This is a genomic window from Streptomyces sp. TG1A-60 (assembly GCF_037201975.1).
Lineage (GTDB): Bacteria > Actinomycetota > Actinomycetes > Streptomycetales > Streptomycetaceae > Streptomyces.
In genome coordinates, this window is record NZ_CP147520.1 from 7,661,650 (window position 1) to 7,679,390 (window position 17,741).

Genomic DNA, 17,741 nt, shown 5'->3' on the forward strand with positions numbered 1-17,741 from the left:
CGGCGCGTGCGAGACTGCGCCGATGACCTGGGACACGTCACGAACCTCTCACGGGCTTCGCCAGAAGATCACCGCGACCGCCGCCGGCACCTGGACACTCGGTGACCTGCCCGTCAGCCGCATCGGCTTCGGCGCGATGCGGCTGACGGGCACCGCCGCCTTCCACCTCGGGGCGCCCAGGGAGCGCGAGCGGTCGATCGGCGTGCTGCGCCGCGCGTTCGAGATGGGCGTCAACCACATCGACACGGCCGCCTTCTATTTCTCCTCGCTGCGCTCGGCCAACGAACTGATCAACAGCGCGCTGGGCGGGCCGTACCCGGACGACCTGGTCGTCGTCACCAAGGTCGGGCCGCACCGCGCGTACTCGGGCGAGTGGGGCACAGCCGCCCGCCCCGACCAGTTGCGCGGCCAGGTGGAGGAGAACCTAAGGCAGTTGGGTCGCGACCATCTCGACGTCGTCAATCTGCGCCGCATGCGGCAGGACTCCATCGCCGAGCACTTCGGCGCGCTGGCCGAGCTGCGGGACGCCGGGCTCGTCCGGCACCTCGGCGTCTCCGGCGTCGAAGCGCGGCACCTCGCCGAGGCCCGGGCGATCGCACCCGTGGTGTGCGTCCAGAACCAGTACGGCCTGCACAGCCCCGACCCCGACGCCGACGAGGTGCTCCGCGTCTGCGGCGAACAGGGCATCGCGTTCGTGCCGTTCTACGCCATCGCCGGCGACGCCGGTCCCGGGGGCGCGAGTACCGCGCACGACGACGAACTGCTCGCGGTCGCCCGCGTCCACGACGCGACCCCCGCCCAGGTCCGGCTCGCCTGGACGCTGCACCAGGGGCCGCACGTCCTCGCCGTCCCCGGCACGGGAAACCCGGACCACCTCGTCGAGAACATCGCCGCGGGCGCCCTCCGGCTCACGGCCGACGAGGTGGCCCGGCTGGACGCCGTGCGTCGAGGGGAGCCGGCCACGCTGTGACAGTCGGCCGCCGCCCGGCGGCCGACCGAGTCCGCCGGGGAGCGGGAAGTCGGCACACCCGGCACACGCCGTCGGGGCAAAGCGGCGCCAACTGGTTCATATAGGCTGCCTGTTCTGCCCCTGCCGTTCGCCCCCCGGGAGAGTCACCCGTGAGCGTAGCCACCGCCCACTCCTCATCGGCCGTACCGCCCGCCGACGGGACACCTGTGACCGTGCCGCAGCAGGACGACGGGTACTGGACCGAGCCGAACGCGACCGGCGACGCGGAACCCTCGGCCGCCGCCGACGGCGAAACGCCTGCGCAGGAGCCCGGCGACGATGTTCCCGCCGACGCCGTCGACGAGCAAGTCGCCCGCGACGCGAGGGAGTTCGGCGTGTACGCGCGCACCGGCGGATGGTCCTTCGCGCTGAAGGTGGCGCGCAGCGTACGGCCCGGCGGGGAGACGGCGGGCGAGACGCCGAAGGTGTCGGCGAAGCAGTTCGCCGAGCTGGCCGGGTGCTCGCCGGAGCGGGTCATGCGGTACTACAAGGCGTGGGACAAGGCGGCCGACGACGGCATGGTCCCGCACTTCGAGGCGCTGGCACCCGGCGAGGAGATCGGCCTGCCGGACTCGGACGTGTGGCTGTCGTACTACAGCTCCCGTTCCAGCGCGACCTCCGGCCGGGGCGCCGCGATCACCGCGGCGGCCGAGGCCGAGGGTATCCGCCCCACCAAGGCGCTGGAGGTCGCCGAGAACCCCACCGCGCTGCGCGCCGCGATCCTCGCCGACCCGTCCACCGCCCAGGCGGCCCGCACCGCCCTCCTCGACCGCCTCAAGGAAGACCCCTCCCTCCGGACGGAACTGGCTCGCGACATCGCCCGCACCGACGAGCTGAAGAAGGCCGTCGCGAGCGAGACCCAGGCGGCCGGCCGCATCGGCTACGTCCGGCAGATCGTCGAGAACGGGCAGGTCAAGACCCCGGCCGGCCAAGTGATCGACGCCACCGCCGAACTGCGCGCCGAAGCCGAGCGGCACCTGTCCCTCATCGACGAACTCGACGACGACGAGGACAGCGGCGAGTGGGCGGCGGAGGCGTACGACACCGTCAAGGAGCTCGTCGTCCAGACCGTGCGGGCCGACCCCGAGCTCCGGGTCCAGGAGCGTCGTACGAAGTTCTACAGCAGCCTCCAGAAGGCGACGAAGGTCTTCGAGGAACTGACCCTCGACGACGCCGTCGACCTCGACGCCATCTACGAGGACGACATGCTGGAGCGACTCCAAGAACTCCAGCAGGCGCTCACCACCTGCATCGCCGCCCTCCGCAAGGCGTCGCCGGGCGACTGATCCCGGCCCCGGCCGCCCCGAGACCGAGGCCCCCTGCGTGGCAGGGGGCCTCAGTCGTGCGCTGTGGGGGAGACGCCATTTGCCGTCCCGCACGTGTTACGTATAACCTCCCGGGAACCCCGGGCGGAAATCGGAATCTCCGCCCGACCCGCCCCCGCCGAGAGGTCCCGATGAGACGCATCGCCCTGGTCACTCTCGTGGTCGACGACTACGACGAGGCGATCCGCTTCTACACCGAGGCGCTCGGCTTCCGGCTCGCCGAGGACGAACCGAGGCCCGACGGCAGCCGATGGGTCGTCGTCGAGCCGGGGAGCGCGGGGCAGGGCGTCGGACTGCTTCTCGCGAGGGCCAAGGACGAGGCACAGCGCGGCCGGATCGGCGACCAGACCGGCGGACGCGTGGGCTTCTTCCTGCACACCGGCGACTTCGCCCGCGACCACGCCCGGATGCTGGCCGCCGGCGTCAGGTTCCTGGAGGAGCCGCGCCACGAGCCGTACGGCTCGGTCGCCGTCTTCCAGGACCTGTACGGAAACCGCTGGGACCTCCTCCAGCCCGCCGCCGGCTGACCTCCCGGTCACCCGCTCCATCCACCGACACCGCCCCACCCACCGACACCGCCCCACCCACCGACACCGCCCCACCCACCGACACCGCCCCACCCACCGACACCGCCCCACCCACCGACACCGCCCCACCCACCGACACCGCCCCACCCACCGACACCGCCCCACCCACCGACACCGCCCCACCCACCGACACCGCACCACCTGCCGAGGAACGAACGCCATGACCGCGCCCCGCATCGACGCCGACACCATCCGCCGCCTCCCCAAGGCCGTCCTGCACGACCACTTCGACGGCGGTCTGCGCCCTGCCACCCTCGTGGAGCTGGCGGCTGAGGTCGGCCACACCCTCCCGGTGACCGACCCGGACGCTCTCGCCGTCTGGTACTACGAGGCCGCCAACTCCGGTGACCTGGTGCGCTACATATCCACCTTCGAGCACACCCTCGCCGTGATGCAGACCCGCGAGGGCCTGTTGCGCACCGCCGAGGAGTATGTGCTCGACCTGGCCGAGGACGGCGTCGTCTACGGCGAGGTCCGCTACGCCCCCGAGCTGATGGTCAACGGCGGTCTGGCCATGGCCGAGGTCGTCGAGACCGTCCAGGAGGGACTGGCCGCCGGCATGGCCAAGGCGGCGGCCCAGGGCACCCCGGTCCGGGTCGGCACGCTCCTCTGCGGCATGCGCATGTTCGACCGCTGCGCGGAGACCGCCGACCTGGCTGTGGCGTTCCGGGACGCGGGCGTCGTCGGCTTCGACATCGCGGGCGCCGAGGACGGCTTCCCGCCCGCCGACCACCTGGCCGCCTTCGAACACCTGCGCAGCGAAAACGTCCCCTTCACCATCCACGCCGGGGAGGCCCACGGACTGCCCAGCATCCACCAGGCCCTCCAGGTCTGCGGCGCCCAGCGCATCGGCCACGGCGTCCGCATCACCGAGGACATCGTCGACGGCAAGCTCGGCCGCCTCGCCTCCTGGGTCCGCGACCGCCGGATCGCGCTGGAGATGTGCCCCACCTCCAACCTGCAGACCGGCGCGGCCACCTCCATCGCCGAGCACCCGGTCACGGCCCTGAAGGACCTCGGCTTCCGCGTCACCCTCAACACCGACAACCGCCTGGTCTCGGGCACCACCATGACCCGTGAGATGACCCTGCTCGTCGAGGAGGCCGGCTGGGCGCTCGACGACCTGCGCACGGTCACCGTCAACGCCCTCAAGAGCGCCTTCATCCCGTTCGACGAGCGCAACGCCCTGATCGAGGACGTCGTGCTCCCCGGCTACGCGTCGGCGTCCTCGCGCTGAACCAGCCCGCGCACGTAGGCCGCCTGGCCGACATGCTGGAGATCGTCGGCCAGGACGCTCACCAGCCGCACGCCGAGGGTGACGGCCGGCGTCCACCGCTCGTCCACGATCTGGTCCAGGTCCCCCGGTCCGAGGCCGTGCACGAACCCCAGCGTCTGTTCGTGCACGGCGTCGTAGTAGCCGGTCAGCAACTCGCCCGAGTCGGTGACCCGCACTCTGGCGACCTGTGCAGGGCTGTGCCCGAAGCCCGTGTCACGGGCCGGAAGGTCGAGACCGAAGCGCTTCTCCCAGCCCTGGGACAGCCAGACCTGGTCCCGTCCGGCGGCCTCGGCGACATGGTCGTCCTGCACGCGGGTGAGGTGCCAGACCAGCCAGGCGACGGAGTTGGCGTCGGGGGCGGGACGGGCGTGGAGGTCCGCCGGCGCCAGTCCGGCCACGACGGCGTGCACCTCCTCCTTGATCCGGCCGTACGCCTCGATGAGAACGTCCTTCACATCCATGTGTCCACCATCGGCCATCGGCGCCACGGCCGCACCACCCCGGAACACCTGCCGCGAGGAATCCGTCAGCTGCCGGGCGCCCCGTGGAGATCACGGTGCGCAGTCGGAAGTCCACGGCCGTCGTCCTCACGGCGCTGCGCGTGCGCGTGGTCGGACGCACCTGCCCGGCCCAGGGCGACGCCTGCCGTACCGCGTGTCGACCGAGGACCCGGAGGTGCTGATGGTGACCGTGGATCCGCGCCACACGTACGCCACCTGGCAGCACCAGTGGGCGCCCGTCACACCGGGAGGCGTGTGCGCTGACTCCCATCGGATTCTTCTGTTGGACCGATGCCCCCAGGTCGCGAAAGAGTGGAGACCGGTTCTCAGGGACTCCGGTCCCACCGTGCCAACCACTCTGGAGTCGCGTTGTACACCGCACACCCCGACCGCTACGCGGACATGCCCTACCGGCGCACCGGACGCAGCGGCCTGAAACTGCCCGCGCTCTCGCTCGGTCTGTGGCACAACTTCGGTCCCGACCGGTCCGTCGAGACCCAGCGCGCCATCCTGCGCCGCGCCTTCGACCTCGGCGTCACCCACTTCGACCTGGCCAACAACTACGGTCCGCCGCCCGGCTCCGCCGAGTCCGCCCTCGGTGACGCGCTGAAGGCCGACTTCGCCCCGTACCGCGACGAACTGGTCATCTCCACCAAGGCGGGCTATCTGATGTGGCCCGGCCCGTACGGTGAGTGGGGCTCCCGGAAGTACGTGCTCTCCTCGCTCGACCAGAGCCTGCGGCGCATGGGCCTCGACTACGTCGACATCTTCTACTCGCACCGCCCCGACCCAAAGACTCCGCTGGAGGAGACGATGGGCGCGCTGCACTCGGCAGTCCAGCAGGGCAAGGCGCTGTACGTCGGCATCTCCAACTACTCGGCCGGGCAGACCCGCGAGGCCGCCCGCATCCTGGGCGAGCTGGGCACACCGCTCCTCATCCACCAGCCGCGCTACTCGATGCTCGACCGGCGTCCCGAGAGTGAGGGCCTGCTCGACGCCCTCGACGAACTCCAGGTCGGCTCCACCGTCTTCTCCCCGCTGGAGCAGGGCCTGCTGACCTCCCGTTACCTCGACGGCATCCCGGAGGGCTCGCGCGCTGCGAGCGACAGCCCGTTCCTCAACTCCGACGTCCTCACCGAGGACCTGGTGGGCAGGTTGCGCGCGCTCGACGAGGTCGCCAAGTCACGCGGTCAGACCCTCGCGCAGCTCGCCCTCGCCTGGGTGCTGCGCGGCGGCCGGGTCACCTCCGCGCTCGTCGGCGCGAGCAGCGCCCGGCAGATCGAGGACAGCGTCGGCGCCATCGCCAACCTCGACTTCGACGCGGACGAGCTGGCCCGCATCGACGCGATCATCGAGGGCCGGGGCTGACGTTCCGTTCCTCGATCCGCTCCTCCAGTCGGACCGTCACCGACTCGCCCGCCCCCTTGTCGATCGCTCTGCGTACCTCGCCGTTGACGGGCAGCTTGTGGGTGCCGTCGCCCAGGGCCATGAAGGAACCGCGGAAAGGGTGTCCGTCGATCGTCCCGCGCACCTTGACCAGGCCGCGGGTGCCGAAGAAGGCGACGGACTCGGGCCACACGAGATAGGTCCAGCCGCCCTTGGCGGGGCTCTTGCGCAGCTCCGCGGTGAACTGCTCGTCGAGCGTGCTCATGATGTCGTCCTTCGCTCCCGGTCGTCCTCTCCTGCATACGAGACCACCGGGAGCGCGGAAACTCGTCGCGAGGCGGCGAGCGATCCGGTGCTACGTCGCTACGTCGCTACGCCGCCGACGGCGGCACCCGGTCCAGGAAGCCGTACACGCTGCGGATGCGGCCCTCGGCGTCGAGCCTGATCACGTCGAACCCGGCGACCGGGCGGCACCGTCCGCCTCGTCCACCAGCTCCCAGCCGAAGCGGGCGGTGTCGTGGTGACCGTCGACGGCCGTGGTCAGATGGAAGGCGAGGGCGGGGAACTGGGTGCGTGCCGCCGTGATCAGCGCGGCGATCTCCGCGTGCCCGCGCACCTCGGCCAGCGGATCGGTGTAGCCGCCGTCGGCGGCCCAGGCGGCGGCGACCGCTTCGGTCATCGTCTCCTCGCCGGAGGCGTTCCAGGCCGCGAAGCAGCGGGCGACGGCGGACTCGTAGCGGTCGTGCATCGTGGACATGATCGTTGAACCCTTCGACGAGGAGATACGTAAAGGACGGGGACCGGACACGGAGCCGTCCACAGCCCCTCGTGATCCGGCACCGCACACGATGCCCGGAGGTGCCGGAGGGCGTCGATCACCTCGGAGGTCATGCCGAGGAAGGCCCGGTCGGAGGGCCCTGCGCATCGTTTCGGCCAACCATGCTCCCGCATATGCCAGGAGACTGGCCGAATTGGGATGGTGACAGAGCGTCAGGAGTGGCGATACTCGACTGGCAGGGCGGTTGAGCCATGAACCGACGCGCTTCCGTGCGCCCCCATGGTGTCGCCGTGCGTGACGGTCATGTCGCCAGACGTGCGTGACCAGGCAGGACTGCGCCCGGGCAACACTGTGAGACGAGCGGGACCGCGAGTCAGGCAGGACGGCGGAACGAGAGGAAGTCCGCGCGGCGAGCCGGACCGCGCGGGGTCGGCGGTGCGATCGGGGGAGCGAAGCGTGCATGACGAATTCCTGTGCCATGTCACCGCGTACGGCATGTGCGGCGGCCGACGCGTCGGCGTGCCCCTCGGTACCTACCGCGCTCCCACGCTGGCGCTGGCGCTGTGGTGGATGCGCGACCGCGCGTTATGGATCGCCGAACGCCTCGACCCGCAGCCGGAGAACCCGAGCTTCCCTCCGAACGCGGTCGTCCCGGTCGCCGCAACCGTCCCGGACGTGCCGAGCATGCTGCGCGACTGGTCCACCGACGGTATGCAGCAGGAGCTGGTCGCCGAGGAGTTGGCTGCCGGCAACCTGGTCCGGATCGCCACCAACGACGACACCACCGAGTACGAACTGCTCGCGGAGTCCGTCGACGCGGTACGCATGCAGCGCATCGTCCAGCGGATCACCGCTCCGGCCGCCTGATCCCGGGACGACGGCGCGGCCAGGCGCATATGTGGGCTGATCGGTAGAATTTTCCCCATGGCAGAGCGGTCGATCGCACCGACTGCGCCCGAACTCCTGCTGGAAACCGAGTCGGGCTCCACGGTGATGACCCCGAGCCACGAGTACCACGTGGGACGCGACCCGCTCAGCGACGTCGTCCTCGACGACGACCGGGTCTCGTGGCACCACGCGGTGCTCCGCGCCGAAGCCGGCCACTGGACGATCGAGGACGAGAACAGCACCAACGGCACCTACGCCGACGGCCACCGCGTCCGCGAGTGGGACGTGGGCCCCGGCAGCGTCATCCACTTCGCGAGCCTTCCCGACGGCCCCCGCGCGGTGCTCAGCGGCCTCGCTCCCGAACGCCCCTCCGGCATCTTCCGCCCCGCCTCCTCCGGCACGTTCCGGCAGCCCACCAGCGTCCGCCCGCTTCCGGAGCGGACCGTCCGCATCGGCCGCGCCGCCGACAACGACCTGGTCATCGACGACCTCGTCGTCTCCCGTCGGCACGCCGAGCTGCGGGCCCGCCCGGAGGGCACGTACGAGATCGTCGATCTCGGCAGCCACAACGGCACCTTCCTCAACGGTCGGTCCGTCGACCGCGCCCCGGTCACTCCCGGTGACGTAGTCGGCGTCGGCCACTCCGCGTTCTGCCTGGTCGGCGACGAACTGCGGGAGTACGTCGACACCGGCGAGGTCTCCCTGGACGTCCAGGAACTCACCGTCGCCGTCGACCGGGGCCGGAAGACACTGCTCGACAAGGTGGCGTTTCCGGTCGGCGAGAAATGCCTCCTGGCGGTCGTCGGCCCCAGCGGCGCCGGCAAGTCCACCCTCCTCAACGCCCTGACCGGGCAGCGCCCCGCCGACAGCGGCACGGTCCTGTACGACGGCCGCGACCTGTACCGCGACTACGCCGAACTGCGCCAGCGCATCGGCCTGGTCCCCCAGGACGACATCCTGCACGCCCAGCTGACCGTGCGCAGCGCCCTCGCCTACGCCGCCGAACTCCGCTTCCCACAGGACACCGCGAAGGCCGAGCGCCAGGCGCGGGTCGACGAGGTGATCCGCGAACTGGGCCTCGAACAGCGTGCCGACCAGCCCATCCACAGCCTCTCCGGCGGTCAGCGCAAGCGGGTCAGCGTCGCCCTGGAACTGCTGACGAAACCCTCGCTGCTGTTCCTGGACGAGCCGACCTCCGGTCTCGACCCCGGCATGGACCGCTCGGTGATGCACATGCTGCGCGGTCTCGCCGACGACGGCCGAACGGTCATCGTCGTCACCCACAGCGTTCTCAGCCTCGATGTCTGCGACCGGCTCCTCGTCCTCGCACCCGGCGGCAAGGTCGCCTACTACGGGCCGCCGGACGAGACCCTCGCCTTCTTCGGCTTCGCACAGTGGCCGGAGGCATTCGAGGCCTTCGAGCGGGACAGGGAGCGGGACTGGGCCGGGCAGTACCAGGACTCGCCCCTCCACCGCCGGTACGTGACCACGGCCATGGGCCAGCCGTATCTGCCCGACGAGGCGCCGGTCGCCGTGGCGCCTCCGCCCAAGCCGCAGAGCTGGAGCGCCCAGCTGGGCACACTCGTCCGCCGGTACGCGGCGGCGCTCGGCGCCGACCGCACCTTCCTCGCCATCATGATCGCCCTGCCGTTCGTGATGGGCGCGATGGCCAGGGCGCTCGCGGGGAGCACGCTGGACCGGGAGACCGCCATGAACGCCCTGCTCATCCTGTGCGTGGGCGGCGTGCTGACGGGAGCCGCGAACGCCGTACGCGAACTGGTCAAGGAACGGGTGATCTACCAGCGCGAGAGAGCCGTCGGCCTGTCCAGATCCGCCTACCTCATGTCCAAGGTCGTCGTCCTCGGCACCGTCACCGTCCTCCAGGCCGTCGTGCTCACCCTGGTCGCCCTGCTCGGCGTCGATCTGAACGCCCCCGGCGGCGAAGGGGTGCTGCTGCCGCCGCTGGCCGAGATCACGGTGGCCGTGGCGCTGCTCGCCTTCACCGCGATGATGCTGGGCCTGGTCGTCTCCGCGCTCGTCCGCAAGGAGGAGGTCACCATGCCGCTGCTGGTGCTCCTCGCGATCATCCAGGTCGTGTTCTGCGGCGCGCTGCTGGATGTGAAGGGCACGATCGTCCTCGAACAGCTGGCGTGGCTGGTGCCGTCGCGCTGGGCGTTCGCCGCGATGGCCGGCACCATCGACCTCGACCGGATCGTCCCCGACAGGACGGACCCGCTGTTCGAGCACGCGGTCGGCGTGTGGCTGCTCGACATGGGAATGCTCGTCGTCCTCGCGGTGCTCTGCGGCTACCTGGTCGCCCGTCTGCTGCGCCGCCGCGAACCCGCGGTGATGCGGAAGTAGTCGCGATGACGACCCCCGCCTTCCTCCCCACCCACGTCGTCCCGCCGGGCGGACTGCCCGCCTGGGAGGCCCCCGATCCGTCCCGTCCCACCGTGCCTCTCGACGCGCTGCTGCCGGTCCAGCTCCTGGACCGGCAGGGAGACTGGGGCCGTGTCCTGTGCGCCAACGGCTGGTCCGCCTGGGTCGACGGCCGCCTCCTCGTCGCCGTACCCCGGGAACCGCCCGTCGCAGGCACCGCCCTCGCCCGCACGGCGGACCCGCGCCCCCTGCTGGCCCGCGTCGAGGAGGCCCTGACGCGCTACCGCACCGAGGCGGAGGCCCTGGCCGCCGGACATCGCGACGGACAGTCCTTCCGCGACCGTACGAAGGGCCTGCGGATCGGGGTCGTCGTGGACGGCGAGTCGCTGTGGCTGTTCGACGCCGCGCACGAGCGGTGGGTGTACTGCGACGGGGCCCGGCTCAGTACGTTCGCCGTGGGCGACAAGCCGCACGACACCCCGGCCGACCCTCAGGTCCCACCGGCCGCAGCCCCGGCCCCGGAGCCGACCCGGGTCGTAGGGGACGGCGCGGGTGAGCCGGCGGATCACCGGCCCCCCGACCGCCGGGCGACCGGTCCACGACCCGGGGAACACGGGCCGAGCCAGGACGAACCCACGCGTCTGGTCCCTCCGGTGACCCCCGATGGGTGAGACCCAACCGTTCGCGGGGCGCCCGTCCGAGCTCGTGGGGCGGCAGATCGCGCGTTACCGCATCGAACGCGAGATCGGCCGTGGCGGCATGGCCGTCGTCTACCAGGCGCGCGACCTGCGGTTGGAGCGGACCGTCGCGCTGAAGCTGCTCGCCCCGGAACTGGCGCGCAACGACACCTTCCGTCGCCGCTTCACGTACGAGTCACGGGTGGCCGCCGCGATCGACCATCCGCACATCGTGCCGGTCTTCGAGGCGGGGGAGACGGACGGCCTCCTCTACATCGCCATGCGGTACGTCGCCGGGCGGGATCTGCGTCATCTCCTGGACCAGCAGGGCCCGTTGCCCGTCGCGACCGCCACCCGGATCGCCGCACAGGTCGCCTCCGCGCTCGACGCCGCGCACGACCACGGGCTGGTGCACCGGGACGTGAAGCCCGGCAACATCCTGGTCGCACAGGGCACCGACAGCGACCACCCCGAGCACGTCTACCTCACCGACTTCGGCCTGACGAAGAAGTCGCTGTCCCTGACGGGCTTCACGAGCGTCGGCCAGTTCGTGGGGACCCTCGACTATGTGGCGCCGGAACAGATCTCGGGCAAGCCCGTCGACGGCCGATGCGACGTCTACAGCCTCGCCTGCGTCGTCCACGAGACGCTGGCCGGCCGGCCGCCCTTCCAGCGGGACGACGACATGGCCCTGTTGTGGGCCCATCAGTACGACGAGCCGCCCCCGCTGACCCGTGCGCGCCGCGATCTGCCGCCGGCCGTGGACCAGGTCCTGGCGACGGCGCTGGCCAAGTCCCCGGACGAGCGGTACGACTCCTGCCTGTCCTTCGTGGCCGCGCTGAGGGCCGCTGACACCACACGCGGCTTCCCGCCGGGGCACGCGCCGACCCGGGCGGTCACGCCGACGACACCCGGACCGCCCGAAGTCCCGCCGGAGCCGCCCCGCTGGGCCAGGCCCGTCTTCACCGGGCCCGGCCGGCACCCCGACTGACGTCCAGCCGCTCGACGCGGGCCACGTTCTCCCGGTCGTCGGCGTCCTGGCTGGCCTCGGCGGCGAACCAGGCGTCAAGGATCTCCCTGAGCAGCGGCTCGGAGGTCAGCCGCAGGCCGATCGCCAGTACATTGGCGTCGTTCCAGCGCCGGGCGCCGTCTGCCGTGTACGCGTCCGTGCACAGGGCCGCCCGTACGCCGGGCACCTTGTTCGCGGCGATCGACGCGCCGGTGCCCGTCCAGCAGCACACGACGGCCTGGTCCGACGTGCCGGAGGCGACCTCCCGCGCCGCCGCCTCCGAGCAGGCCGCCCAGCGGGGGTCGTCCCCGGTGCGCAGCGCGCCATGGGTCAGCACTTCGTGGCCACGCTCGCGCAACTGCGTGACGAGGAGGCGGGCGACGGGTTCGTCCACATCGGAGGAGACGGAGATCCGCATGCTCCCAAGGCTACCCGGCTTTCCGTCACGCCTACGGGCGCGGCCACGGCTTGCCGTGCAGCCGCTGGATACCCGTGTTGCAGCGTTCGAGGTGGTCGGCGAACCCGGTGATGTCCTCGTCGGACCAGTCGGCCGGCATCATGGCGAGGGTGCGGACGTTGCCCTCCCGCTCCTCGTCGAGGCGGCGCTCACCCTCCTCGGTGATACGGAACTGGCGCGCCACGCCACCGTCCGGGTCGAGGGTGTGCGAGACCGGCACGGCCCGAAGGGCGGCGGCCATGTCTGCCGAGCCGGGCGGTCGGGTCGGTCGCCGCGGTGACGTGTCGTGGTGGTGAGGTGTGACGTCTCGATGGGATGAAGTGGCCTTCTTGGCCCGTCAGTTGACGGCTCATCGGATAATGTCCCAGCGTTCGGCAGAGATCGGTTCGTCGTGACGGCGCTTCAGGGCTGGCCCGAGAAGGTAAATGTAGTTAGCCTTACCTAAGTTTCCTTGTACGGTTCCTGTGTTGGCGAGACCGGTCCGGAGGGATGTGTGAGAAGAGCGGACCCGCCGGGACGGAACGTTCTGTGGCGCGCGGTCGGCGGGCAGCGTCGGGACGTCGTGCTGGGCACGGTTGTGGGGATGGGGCACCAGACGGGCGAGGCCCTGGTGCCGGTGCTCATCGGACTGGCCATCGAGCGCGGAGTCGTGGGGGGCGACGTCCCCGGTCTGCTCCTCTGGCTCGCCGTCCTCGCGGCCGTGTACGTCGGACTCTCCGTCAGCTTCCGCTTCAGTGCCCGCGCGGGCGAACGCGCCTCCGTCACCGCCGCACACCACCTCAGAACCCGACTCGTCGGCCGTGTCCTCGCCCCCGAGGGCGGCGCCGAAGAGGGGAGGCTGCCGGGCGAGTTGACGAACATCGCCACCGAGGACGCGAAGCGGGTCGGTGCCGTCGCCATGGCCCTCATCGTCGCCTTCGCGGCCACCGCGGGCCTCGTGGTCAGCGCGGTGGCCCTGCTGCGGGTGTCCCTGGGGCTGGGCCTGCTCGTCCTGCTGGGCACCCCGCTGCTGCTGTGGCTGGGACACCTGCTGAGCAAGCCTCTGGAACGGCGCAGCGAGACCGAACAGGAACGCGCGGCGCGGGCCTCCGGTGTCGCCGCCGACCTGGTGGCCGGACTGCGCGTCCTCAAGGGCATCGGCGCCGAGACGGCGGCCGTCGCCCGCTACCGGCTCGTCAGCCGGGACTCCCTCTCCGCGACCCTGCGTGCCGCCCGCGCCGAGGCCTGGCAGAACGGCGTCGTCACCATCCTCACCGGCGCGTTCATCGCCCTGGTGGCCCTCGTCGGCGGGCGACTCGCGGCACGCGGCGACATCGGCCTCGGTGAACTCGTCTCCTCCGTCGGGCTCGCTCTCTTCCTCATCGGTCCGCTCACCGAATTCGCCTGGGTCAACGCCGAGTTGGCGCAAGGCCGCGCCTCCGCGGCCCGGATCGCGGAAGTCCTGGACGCCCCCGGCGCCGTAGCCCCGGGTCCGTCGGCCGTCGACATCCGGGCACGTGGTGTCGAGGGACGGCTGACGCTCCGCGACCTCTCCCACGGCACCCTGCGCGGCGTGGACGTCGACATCGCCCCCGGCGAGACCGTCGGCGTCGCCACCACCGATCCCGCCGACGCCGCCGCGCTGCTGCGCTGTCTCGGTCGCGGCGCCGACCCCGACTACGGTGCCGTGGAACTGGACGGCACGGCACTGACCGCCCTCGGCCTGGACGGGCTCCGCGCGACGGTCCTCGTCGCCGAACACGACGCCGACCTGTTCGAGGGCACGCTCCTGGAGAACGTCACGGCGGCGGTCGGCGCCGTCCCGGCGACGGTCACGGTCGCGATGGCCGCCTCCGGCACCGACGAGGTCGCCGACACGCTGCCCGACGGCGTCGACACGCCCGTGACCGCACGCGGCCGTTCACTCTCCGGCGGACAACGGCAGCGGGTCGCGCTCGCACGGGCCCTCGCGGCCGACGCGCCGGTGCTGGTCCTGCACGAGCCCGCCACCGCCGTCGACGCCGTCACCGAGACACGGATCGCCGCCGGGATCAGGGACGTCCGCAGCGGGCGCACCACGCTCCTGGTGACCAACAGCCCCGCCCTGCTCGCCGTCGCCGACCGGGTCGTCCTCCTCCGCGCCGGCCGCGTCACCGCGACCGGCGACCACGAGCGGCTCGTCCACGAGTGCGCCGACTACCGTACGGCGGTCCTCACATGACCGAACCCGCCCAGACCGCCGACACCGCCGAGGCCCCCAAGGCGATCGAGACCGCCGAGGCCATCGAGACCGTGGAGACCGGGGCCCCCGGCGGCGACCGCGCCGGACCCGTCCTGCTCCCCGTCGCCACCCCCGCCCGCACCCGGGCGGCCGTGGCCGAACTGCTGCGCCCGCAACGCCGGCTGGCGCTGTCCGCGTTCACCGTCATGGTCGGCTCCACCGCCGTCGGGCTGCTGGTGCAGCCCCTGCTGGGCCGGATCGTCGACCTGGCCGCCGAGCGCGGGTCCGCCGACGCCGTCACGGCCACCGCCGGGCTTCTGGTGGCGGTAGCCGTGGCACAGGGCGTCACCGCCGGGTTCGGGCTGTCGCAGATCGCCCGGCTCGGCGAGACGACCCTGGCCCGGCTGCGTGAACTCTTCGTGGCACGGGCCCTGGCACTGCCGCTGGACCGGGTCGAGAAGGCAGGCGCCGGTGACCTGACCGCCCGGGTCACCGCCGACGTGTCCCTCATCGCCGACGCCGTACGCACCGCGCTGCCCGCGCTGGGCCGTTCCCTGCTCACCATCGTCCTCACTCTCGGGGCGATGGCCCTGCTCGACTGGCGTTTCCTGCTGGCCGCGCTGCTCGCGGTGCCCGTACAGGCGGCCACCGCGCGCTGGTACGTCACCCGTGCCGTCCCGCTCTACGCGGAGCAGCGGGTGGCCGCGGGCGCCCAGCAGCAGCAGCTGCTCGACACCATCGGCGGCAGCTCCACCCTGCGGGCGTTCCGGTTGGGACGGGAACACACCGAGCGGGTCACCGATCGGTCCTGGTCCGTCGTGGCCCTGACCATGCGGGGCGTACGGCTCGTCCTCGGCTTCTACAGCCGACTGCACATCGCCGAGTACCTCGGTCTCGCCGCCGTCCTGGGCACCGGCTACTGGCTGGTCCGCCAGGGCTCGGCCAGCATCGGTACGGCGACCGCCGCCGCCCTGTACTTCCACAGCCTGTTCGGGCCCGTCAACGCGGCCCTCGCCCTCCTCGACGACGCCCAGTCGGCCACGGCGGGCCTCGCCCGCCTCGTCGGCGTCACGGACGAACCCGCTCCCCCGGCGCCGAAGCACACCGTCGAGGCCGGCCGCGTCGACGTCACCGTCCGAGGTCTGAGCCACGCCTACCGCACCGGTCACCCAGTTCTGCACGACATCGACCTGACGATCCGCCACGGCGAACGCGTCGCCCTCGTCGGCGCCAGCGGGGCCGGCAAGACCACCCTGGCCAGACTCGTCGCGGGCATCCAGCCGCCCACCACCGGAACGGTCCTGGTCGGCGGCCTGCCACCCACCGAACTCGGCGCCGCCGCCTCCCGCACGATAGCCCTGATCACCCAGGAGACCCATGTCTTCGCGGGCCCCCTCGCCGACGACCTGCGGCTCGCCAAACCCGACGCCACCGACGACGAACTGCGCGCCGCACTCGACCGCGTCGACGCCCTCGCCTGGGCCGAGGCCCTGCCCGACGGGCTCGCCACGGTCGTCGGCGACGGCGGCCACCGGCTGAGCGGCGAGCGCACGCAGGCCCTCGCGCTGGCCCGGCTCGTACTCGCCGACCCACCCCTGGTGATCCTCGACGAAGCCACCGCCGAGGCGGGCAGCGCCGGAGCACGCGCCCTGGAGAAGTCGGTCGCCCGCGCCGTGGACTGCCGCACCGCGCTGATCGTCGCCCACCGCCTCAGCCAGGCCGCGACCGCCGACCGTGTCGTCGTCATGGAAGCCGGCCGTGTCGTCGAGAGCGGCACCCACGACGAACTCCGCGCCGCGCGGGGCCCCTACGCCGCCCTGTGGGCGGCCTGGTCGGACGCCCGTGACACCGGCCCCCGGCCGGCCCCCGAGACCCCCACACGAACCGCTCCACAGGAACCCGAACCGAAGGACCGCTGATGTTCCGCTCCCGTAGAGCGCCACGGCTCGCCGTCGCGCTCGCCTCCGCCACCCTGTTCCTCGCCACCGCCTGCGGTGGCGGCTCCGCCTCCGACGACGCCTCCGACGCGTCGGACGCCGGCGCGGAGGAGAGCACCTCCGGCGGCTCCGCCTTCCCTGTCTCCATCGACCACAAGTACGGCAGCACGACGATCGAGGCCGAGCCCCAGCGGATCGTCACCGTCGGCCTCACCGACCAGGACGCGGTCCTCGCCCTCGGCAAGGTCCCCGTCGGCACCACCGAATGGCTCGGCGGCTACAAGGGCGCCATCGGACCCTGGGCCGAGGACAAGCTCGGCGGCGCCGAGGCACCCACCGTCCTCAAGGACACCGGCACCGGCCCGCAGGTCGAGAAGATCGCCGCCCTCAAGCCCGACCTGATCCTCGCGGTGTACGGCGGACTCACCAAGGAACAGTACGAGTCGCTGTCGAAGTTCGCCCCCGTCGTCGCCCAGCCGAAGAAGTACAACGACTACGGCGTCCCCTGGCAGGAGCAGACCGAGACCGTCGGTAAGGCGCTCGGTAAGCCGGAGGAAGCCGCCGAGGTGGTCGCGGACACCGAGGCGAAGATCAAGGCCGCCGCCGAGGAGCACCCCGACTTCAAGGGCGCCACGGCGGTCATGGCCACGCCGTACGAGGGCATGTTCGTCTTCGGCAGCCAGGACGCGCGCTCGCGCCTGCTGACCGGCCTCGGCTTCTCCCTGCCGGCGGACCTGGACAAGGTGATCGGTGACCAGTTCGGCGCGAACATCAGCAAGGAGCGCACCGATCTGCTCGACCAGGACGCCATCGTGTGGATCGTCGGAGATCCGGCCGAGGACGCCGCCACGCTGCACAAGGACGCCTCGTACAAGGATCTGACGGTTGTGAAGCAGGCCCGCGAGGTCTTCGTCGACGAGTCCAGCGACTACGGCAACGCCACGTCGTTCGTCTCGGCGCTCAGCCTGCCGTACGTGGTCGAACGGCTGGTCCCGCAGCTGGCGGCGGCCGTCGACGGCAAGACAAACACGAAGGTGGAGCAGCCCGCGTCCTGACGCGGCGGGAGCCGGAGGAGGGGGCCGGTCGAGCGACCGGCCCCCTCCTCCGGCAGGTCAGCCGTCCATCGACTCGGCCAGGCTCCGGGGCCGCATGTCGGTCCAGTGGGTCTCGACATGATCCAGGCAGGACTGCCGCGAGCCGGGCCCGTGAACCACCCGCCAGCCGGCCGGCACGTCCACGAAGTCCGGCCACAGACTGTGCTGGTTCTCGTCGTTGACCAGCACCAGGTAGACGCCCTCGGGGTCCTCGAACGGGTTGCTCATACCACTCCTCT

The 17,741-nt window shown here is 71.9% G+C and carries 17 protein-coding genes and 1 pseudogene; 12 read left to right on the forward strand and 6 right to left on the reverse strand.

The annotated features are described in order from the left end of the window. Positions 1-22: 22 nt before the first annotated feature. The 4 genes from WBG99_RS33780 (at position 23) to WBG99_RS33795 (ending at position 4,158) form a co-directional block, all read left to right on the forward strand. Positions 23-970: an aldo/keto reductase gene (locus WBG99_RS33780; RefSeq protein ID WP_338900003.1), complete on the forward strand. Its 948-nt coding sequence runs from the start codon at positions 23-25 to the stop codon at positions 968-970. 149 nt (positions 971-1,119) lie between these two features. Then, on the forward strand, positions 1,120-2,295 hold the full coding sequence (locus tag WBG99_RS33785; RefSeq protein ID WP_338900004.1) for a hypothetical protein: 1,176 nt from the start codon (positions 1,120-1,122) through the stop codon (positions 2,293-2,295). Between the two features lie 170 nt (positions 2,296-2,465). Next, positions 2,466-2,861, forward strand: coding sequence for a VOC family protein (locus tag WBG99_RS33790; RefSeq protein ID WP_338900005.1), 396 nt, complete (start codon positions 2,466-2,468; stop codon positions 2,859-2,861). 220 nt (positions 2,862-3,081) lie between these two features. Next, a complete protein-coding gene (locus tag WBG99_RS33795) occupies positions 3,082-4,158 on the forward strand; it encodes an adenosine deaminase (protein ID WP_338900006.1) in 1,077 nt (358 codons plus the stop codon). Here the strand turns inward: WBG99_RS33795 and WBG99_RS33800 are convergent. After that, positions 4,134-4,658, reverse strand: coding sequence for a DinB family protein (locus WBG99_RS33800; RefSeq protein ID WP_338900007.1), 525 nt, complete (start codon positions 4,656-4,658; stop codon positions 4,134-4,136). The genes WBG99_RS33795 and WBG99_RS33800 overlap by 25 nt on opposite strands. A gap of 408 nt (positions 4,659-5,066) precedes the next feature. Here WBG99_RS33800 and mgrA point away from each other — a divergent pair, with 408 nt between their 5' ends. After that, positions 5,067-6,065: an L-glyceraldehyde 3-phosphate reductase gene (gene mgrA / locus WBG99_RS33805; protein WP_338900008.1), complete on the forward strand. Its 999-nt coding sequence runs from the start codon at positions 5,067-5,069 to the stop codon at positions 6,063-6,065. On the opposite strand, the gene WBG99_RS33810 is transcribed toward mgrA, so the two are convergent. Together WBG99_RS33810 and WBG99_RS33815 are read right to left on the reverse strand one after the other, a co-directional pair. Then, positions 6,046-6,348, reverse strand: a complete 303-nt coding sequence (locus tag WBG99_RS33810; RefSeq protein ID WP_338900009.1) for a DUF1905 domain-containing protein — start codon at positions 6,346-6,348, stop codon at positions 6,046-6,048. The two genes, mgrA and WBG99_RS33810, sit on opposite strands and share 20 nt — an antisense overlap. Before the next feature lie 106 nt (positions 6,349-6,454). Then, positions 6,455-6,840 (reverse strand): annotated as a pseudogene (locus tag WBG99_RS33815) (nuclear transport factor 2 family protein). Positions 6,841-7,317: 477 nt separating this feature from the next. On the opposite strand from WBG99_RS33815, the gene WBG99_RS33820 reads away from it, so the two are divergent. From WBG99_RS33820 to WBG99_RS33835, 4 genes are read left to right on the forward strand one after another with little or no spacing between them, the layout of a single operon-like run. Further along, positions 7,318-7,728 (forward strand): hypothetical protein, encoded by a 411-nt coding sequence (locus tag WBG99_RS33820; RefSeq protein ID WP_338900010.1) that lies wholly within the window; start codon positions 7,318-7,320, stop codon positions 7,726-7,728. A 57-nt stretch (positions 7,729-7,785) separates the two neighbouring features. Further along, positions 7,786-10,110: an FHA domain-containing protein gene (locus WBG99_RS33825; protein ID WP_338900011.1), complete on the forward strand. Its 2,325-nt coding sequence runs from the start codon at positions 7,786-7,788 to the stop codon at positions 10,108-10,110. 5 nt (positions 10,111-10,115) lie between these two features. Further along, the gene (locus tag WBG99_RS33830; protein WP_338900013.1) at positions 10,116-10,799 is read left to right on the forward strand and encodes a hypothetical protein; all 684 of its coding nucleotides are present in this window, start codon (positions 10,116-10,118) and stop codon (positions 10,797-10,799) included. Continuing rightward, entirely contained in the window at positions 10,792-11,796 is a 1,005-nt protein-coding gene (locus tag WBG99_RS33835) for a serine/threonine-protein kinase (protein ID WP_338900014.1), read from the forward strand. Before WBG99_RS33830 ends, WBG99_RS33835 begins: the two co-directional genes overlap by 8 nt. On the opposite strand, the gene WBG99_RS33840 is transcribed toward WBG99_RS33835, so the two are convergent. Together WBG99_RS33840 and WBG99_RS33845 are read right to left on the reverse strand one after the other, a co-directional pair. Beyond that, the gene (locus WBG99_RS33840) at positions 11,768-12,232 is read right to left on the reverse strand and encodes an RpiB/LacA/LacB family sugar-phosphate isomerase (protein WP_338900015.1); all 465 of its coding nucleotides are present in this window, start codon (positions 12,230-12,232) and stop codon (positions 11,768-11,770) included. The genes WBG99_RS33835 and WBG99_RS33840 overlap by 29 nt on opposite strands. Before the next feature lie 31 nt (positions 12,233-12,263). After that, positions 12,264-12,512, reverse strand: coding sequence for a hypothetical protein (locus tag WBG99_RS33845; RefSeq protein WP_338900016.1), 249 nt, complete (start codon positions 12,510-12,512; stop codon positions 12,264-12,266). A 252-nt stretch (positions 12,513-12,764) separates the two neighbouring features. Here WBG99_RS33845 and WBG99_RS33850 point away from each other — a divergent pair, with 252 nt between their 5' ends. The 3 genes from WBG99_RS33850 to WBG99_RS33860 are packed head-to-tail and all read left to right on the forward strand — an operon-like array spanning position 12,765 to position 17,463. Continuing rightward, on the forward strand, positions 12,765-14,471 hold the full coding sequence (locus WBG99_RS33850) for an ABC transporter ATP-binding protein (protein ID WP_338900017.1): 1,707 nt from the start codon (positions 12,765-12,767) through the stop codon (positions 14,469-14,471). After that, complete coding sequence (locus WBG99_RS33855) at positions 14,468-16,390, forward strand: ABC transporter ATP-binding protein (protein ID WP_338900018.1); 1,923 nt, start codon at positions 14,468-14,470, stop codon at positions 16,388-16,390. The genes WBG99_RS33850 and WBG99_RS33855 overlap by 4 nt, the downstream gene beginning before the upstream one ends. Continuing rightward, positions 16,390-17,463: an iron-siderophore ABC transporter substrate-binding protein gene (locus WBG99_RS33860; protein WP_338900019.1), complete on the forward strand. Its 1,074-nt coding sequence runs from the start codon at positions 16,390-16,392 to the stop codon at positions 17,461-17,463. Before WBG99_RS33855 ends, WBG99_RS33860 begins: the two co-directional genes overlap by 1 nt. A 57-nt stretch (positions 17,464-17,520) precedes the next feature. On the opposite strand, the gene WBG99_RS33865 is transcribed toward WBG99_RS33860, so the two are convergent. Next, the gene (locus WBG99_RS33865) at positions 17,521-17,730 is read right to left on the reverse strand and encodes an MbtH family protein (protein ID WP_338900020.1); all 210 of its coding nucleotides are present in this window, start codon (positions 17,728-17,730) and stop codon (positions 17,521-17,523) included. Positions 17,731-17,741 lie beyond the last annotated feature (11 nt).